This window comes from Methanocalculus sp., from assembly GCF_030651615.1.
In the GTDB taxonomy this organism is placed as follows: domain Archaea; phylum Halobacteriota; class Methanomicrobia; order Methanomicrobiales; family Methanocorpusculaceae; genus Methanocalculus.
In genome coordinates this window covers 1-5,032 of sequence record NZ_JAUSCG010000231.1, presented here as the reverse complement: position 1 = coordinate 5,032, position 5,032 = coordinate 1, and the positions used below count along the sequence as shown (strand labels likewise).

At 48.6% G+C, this 5,032-nt stretch carries 5 protein-coding genes and 1 pseudogene; 3 read left to right on the top strand and 3 right to left on the bottom strand.

Annotated elements, in window-relative coordinates:
* Positions 1 to 221: 221 nt before the first annotated feature.
* Entirely contained in the window at positions 222 to 413 is a 192-nt protein-coding gene (locus tag Q7V06_RS09660; protein WP_304840981.1) for a hypothetical protein, read from the bottom strand.
* Positions 414 to 540: 127 nt separating this feature from the next.
* On the opposite strand from Q7V06_RS09660, the gene Q7V06_RS09655 reads away from it, so the two are divergent.
* Together Q7V06_RS09655 and Q7V06_RS09650 are read left to right on the top strand one after the other, a co-directional pair.
* Entirely contained in the window at positions 541 to 1,917 is a 1,377-nt protein-coding gene (locus Q7V06_RS09655; protein WP_304840979.1) for an MATE family efflux transporter, read from the top strand.
* Positions 1,910 to 2,626 (top strand): annotated as a pseudogene (locus Q7V06_RS09650) (DNA alkylation repair protein). Before Q7V06_RS09655 ends, Q7V06_RS09650 begins: the two are co-directional and overlap by 8 nt.
* A 211-nt stretch (positions 2,627 to 2,837) precedes the next feature.
* On the opposite strand, the gene Q7V06_RS09645 reads toward Q7V06_RS09650, so the two are convergent.
* Positions 2,838 to 3,776, bottom strand: a complete 939-nt coding sequence (locus tag Q7V06_RS09645) for a DNA adenine methylase (protein ID WP_304840977.1) — start codon at positions 3,774 to 3,776, stop codon at positions 2,838 to 2,840.
* Positions 3,777 to 3,935: 159 nt separating this feature from the next.
* Positions 3,936 to 4,196: a hypothetical protein gene (locus tag Q7V06_RS09640; RefSeq protein ID WP_304840976.1), complete on the bottom strand. Its 261-nt coding sequence runs from the start codon at positions 4,194 to 4,196 to the stop codon at positions 3,936 to 3,938.
* 141 nt (positions 4,197 to 4,337) lie between these two features.
* Here Q7V06_RS09640 and Q7V06_RS09635 point away from each other — a divergent pair.
* Positions 4,338 to 5,032 (top strand): cache domain-containing protein (locus Q7V06_RS09635; RefSeq protein ID WP_370650844.1); only part of this gene is annotated, 695 nt, incomplete at its 3' end.

Here is a 5,032-nt window from a genome sequence, read left to right as displayed (position 1 = left end):
CAGATCACACCGGAGCGTCATTGATAAGAGTTATTCTCCCGCAAAGATGAAGAAACCCTATGATAAGATGATCATCCGGAGATACTGTTGTGCTCATAATTCTGGCAGTCAAAAACAGTCATTCTGTATCAAATAGGTGACAATGAAGTTATTGTATGAGAGCTCCACAGAATAGCCGGGGCTCCTTCACCCATATCAGCAGAGATTCATTATACCTCCTCCTAACCCCGTCTTCTGCGGGGGGATGCACCGTTTGGAATCTGCCTGATGATATCTACAAGGGTGTAACACCCAATTACAACAAGCAGGATTGCCGGAAGCTGGAGATTCAGTGGAGAGCCGATCATCAGGGCTATAATGGATGCTGCCAGGATCGTCATGACGCGGAGGCCCCAAAGGGGCAGACTATCCATAGAGGTTCTTTCTCGTCCTCCATCTTAATAGTTCTGAGAAGAGCATCGGGGATGTAATGATTCTGTCACAAGACGTAAAAACCCTGAAGCGAATAGTTACTGACACATTTATTATAATCGAGATACTATGCAGGAAATAAATACGCCTTCCCATACGGGCATTGATATTCTGACGGGTGATCCGAAGAGAGCGATTATTAAACTCTCCATTCCGGTCATCATCGCGATGCTCCTCCAGTCCGTCTATAACCTCGTTGATGCGATCTGGGTAGCTGGTCTTGGCGAGGGTGCGCTCGCCGCGGTCGGGTTCGTAACTCCGCTCTTCCTCATCCTGATCGGGCTTGGAAACGGGCTTGGCGCAGGTGTCAGTTCAGCGATATCACGCAGGATAGGAGCGGGAGACCGACGGGGGGCAGACCGGTCTGCGATGCAGGGTATCGGGATCATCCTCATCATCTCGGCGATCGTGACACCGATCCTCGTCATCTTTGCAACACCTCTTGCCATCCTCTTTGGAGCAGAAGGAGAGACTGCACTATTAACCGCAGAGTATGCCCGCATTGTATTTTTATGCACGCCGTTTCTTCTCTTCACCTCTGTTGCATATGCAATCTTCAATGCTGAGGGGGCCACGAAGAAGACGATGTACGCGATGGGTGCATCGGCAGTTATCAACTGTATCCTCGATCCGATCCTGATCTACCCTGCAGGACTTGGAATTGCAGGTGCTGCCTGGGCAACTGTCATCTCCATCGTTCTTGTCACCGTGCTGATATATGTCTGGCTCTTCGTCCGGCGCTCCACCTATATTACCCTGAGGCGATCAGATCTCCGGCTGGATATGAAGACCAGCCTCGATATCATCAAAGTCGGTATTCCTGCGAGCCTTCAGTTTGTGATGATGTCAGGGGTGCTCATTCTGATAAACGCGATCCTCATCATGACCGCAGGAACCGATGCGGTCGCGGTCTATACCGCAGGATGGCGGGTCGTCCTCTTCTCGATCATCCCGCTCATCGGGATCAGTATCGCCCTGATCTCAGTATCGGGTGCATCATATGGTTCACGTGACCTTCAACGGCTGCGTCTTGTCTATGGGATCGCGATGCGGTATGGGATTATGATCTCCCTCATCCTGACGGCAGCCACCTGGATATTTGCCCCATACCTCGCCGGCATATTCACGTATTCGGCGGAGAGCGCTCATCTGGCACCAGGGATCACCGGGTTCCTCAGGACGATCTGCTGGTTCTTCCCGTTTGTACCGGCAGGCATGTTCTCTTCATCGATCTTTCAGGGGACCGGAAGAGGATTCTCCGCTCTGATCCTTGAGTTCTTCAGAAATATCGTCTTCATCTCATTCTTCATATGGGTTCTCGGAATTCTGCTTGGATACGGCGAGTCGGGGGTCTGGTGGGGGGTTGTCTGCGGGAACACCTGCGGCGGGATACTCGGATATCTCTGGATACGGAAGTACATCAGGGGGTTGATCCGATATGGATGATATTGTACAGCAGATCAGATCTATACTACAGGAGAGAGCAGATCCGGATATTGCAGCAAGCGGGAGGCGGTTCTTTAAAGAAGAGATAACTGTCTACGGCATGAAGACAGCAGAAGTGACAAAGATCGCCAAATCCTTCCTGTCGACTGTGTTAAAGAGAGAGAAGGAGGAGATCTTCTCCCTCTGTGAAGAGCTGTATGCATCAGGATATATGGAAGAGTCCTTTATTGCATCGGCATGGCTTCCCCATCTGAAGGATCGGTTTCAAGAGGATGACATCAGAGTATTCTAGCGGTGGATCGAAGCGTATGTCACCAACTGGGCAACATGCGACACCTTCTGCAATCATACCGTCGGAGATCTCCTGACAGAATACCCGGAATGCGTTGAACACCTCTATCGATGGGCACAATCGGAGAACCGATGGCTTCGGCGTGCAGCCGCAGTCTCCCTGATCGTCCCTGCCAAACGAGGGGAGTTCCTCCCCGAGGCCTTCAGACTGGCCGATCTCCTCCTGATTGATCCGGAAGATCTTGTGCAGAAAGGGTATGGCTGGCTTCTGAAGGAGGCGGGCAGAAAGCACCAGAACGAGGTCTTTTCATATGTTTGTGAACATAAACGGGAGATGCCAAGGACCGCTCTTCGGTACGCGATCGAACTGATGCCAGAGGATATGAGAAAGGTGGCGATGAGGAAGGATTGGGCTTGAGTAAGTCGGGAGTAATATTCACGCCAAGCCGCAAAGACGCCAAAAGAGGGTGTTACCCAGATCTGGAAGAGCCTTTGCGTCTTTTCGTGAAACCTGATCTCCTCTCCTGAATCTGAATGCTCACGCCAAAGGGCAAAGGGGTGGTTGTATTGATTTTTCCATCGGGTGAACGATTATCGTTTATGAGGGCAGCCACCCTATTGACAACATCTCAGTAGTTCCTCACAATGATCTCGTGGATCTTCCCTCTCCCGGCACCGTTAGAGTTAATCCTCCGCGATGCAAGCACCCGCTCGATGGTAAAGCCGTCATAGAGCAAGTCAAAGAAGTCATCACCCGGATCATGGTTCTTCGGATCTGAGTTGCTCAGCATACAGCATGCCCCTAACTCATCACATTCACGGAAGAATGCAGCAAGTCTTCTCTGATCCTCATCTAAAAATCCGTCCTTTGCATAGCTTGTGAAGAAGGAGCTTTTATTGAGGGGGCGGTATGGGGGGTCGAAATAGACGAACGAATGCTCGGTGATGTACTCTCTCACCAACGTAAAGTCCCCAGTGTGGAGAGTTGTATTGTTAAGGAGTGTAGAGTCAAGACGGAGGAGATCGGGCTGGGATATAAGAGGATTTTTGTACCTGCCGAACGGAACATTAAATTCTCCTTTACTATTGACACGGAAGAGACCGTTGAAGCATGTACGGTTTAGAAAGATCAGATCTGCTGCCCTTGCTATCCATGCATCAGAAAAATTACGGTAATTGAACGAAGATTTCTCTTTATTGAAGCGGGAGCGGATCTCATAAAAGAGCGCCTGCCTCTTATCCTCATCAAGGACAGTATACTCCTTCTTCAACGAGTCGAGTTGCTCTATCAACGCCTCTACATCCTGCCGGATGACTGTATAAACAAGGATCAGCTCTTCATTAATATCAACGAGATGGCATTCATCAAACCCGTTTTTCATTGCTAAGTTAAAGAAGAAGGCACCTCCACCGATGAAAGGTTCAATATATGACGTGATTGTGCCATCAGCAATTCCAGAAGGAAGTCGGGCAATGAACTCCGGGAGGAGGGACCCCTTTCCACCCGCCCACTTCATAAACGGGCGTGGCTCATTTGACAGTGTCTTTGGAGAGCCTTTGATCTTCATTCATCTATTGTTTGCATGGATCAGATATGCATGCTTCTCTACAACACTAGTATTGAAGGAAAAAACCACTTGGAATTCTGAAGATGCTAAGAAGGATTTTGTGATCTTCTTTGATAAAAAAGAACGGCGGTTTGATTCCGGACGGTCTAAACGAATCTCTCAGAAGAAACGTTCACCCTCACTATCAGGAATTCTCCCTCGTATCTTCTTCTTCATCGGAAGAATGTCAGGATCAGGCAGTTCAAAATCCCCTTTCCGCAGTGGGACTTTCTTCTTTGAACCTCTCTCGTCACGTTTCACCTTTCGGTTGTACCTTGTTGGATCTTTTGCATCAAGATATGCTGATACATCCTCAAAGTCACCGGGATAATCCTCCTGATACAGGATATCCCGTGGAGCTCGCGTATTTCGTCGCGACATTGATCTCACTATTCAGTAAAAAAGTTGTATCATGAATATTATAAATTTTTCCCCACCTTCAATCAGAAGAGAGATTTTGATCTCATACACAGGACAGCATCTCAATCTGTTTTTTATATTTTCAAGCGATACATCTCATCTATGCGATTACGATTAACCTTTCTGCTGATCTTTCTGATTCTTTTTGCCTGTATAGGCGGATGTGTTGATGAAACGAAACAGTCAGATGACGTTGAGATGAACCGGATTCTCCAGGAGTCGATCCTGCTTATCAATGACGAAATGAATTCTCTCTCTGAAGCTACAGAAGAGAATGCAATGGTACTTTCGAGCAAGGGGCTTGATGATCCGGATGCTATGGATTCATTACGAGGGTGGCTCCGGACGTTTCCCTATGCAATATCCTCCATCGTCATCAGATCAGATGGTGTTGTTATTGCTGCTGTCCCAGAACACTATCACCAGATCTTAGGAATGGATCTCTCGTACCAGCCAGCTGTTCAGAGAGCCAACACCATTCAGGAGAATATTGTATCAGATGTCTTCTGGCTGGTTGAAGGGTTCTTTGGCATCTCACAGAGCAGCCCGATCTTCTCTTCTGACGGCGAGTACCTTGGATATACCGATATCACCTACCGGCCTGAGATGATGATCGGTCATGAGATTACTCCGATCCTTGCCAAAACCTCCTATGATATCTGGGTAACAGATACAAACGGGCGTGTGCTCTATGACACAACCGCAGAAGAGATCGGCAGGAACCTCTTCTCTGACCCTGCATACCAGTCACCCGGTCTTCAGGAGGCATTCTCTGCAATCGTCTCCGGGAAGAGTGG

What these genes read in the sequence shown, in the direction of transcription:
- Q7V06_RS09645 (WP_304840977.1), bottom strand. Translation starts at nt 3,776, where the DNA reads ATGAAGATCAAAGGCTCTCCAAAGACACTGTCAAATGAGCCACGCCCG.
- Q7V06_RS09640 (WP_304840976.1), bottom strand. Translation starts at nt 4,196, where the DNA reads ATGTCGCGACGAAATACGCGAGCTCCACGGGATATCCTGTATCAGGAG.
- Q7V06_RS09660 (WP_304840981.1), bottom strand. Translation starts at nt 413, where the DNA reads ATGGATAGTCTGCCCCTTTGGGGCCTCCGCGTCATGACGATCCTGGCA.
- Q7V06_RS09655 (WP_304840979.1), top strand. Translation starts at nt 541, where the DNA reads ATGCAGGAAATAAATACGCCTTCCCATACGGGCATTGATATTCTGACG.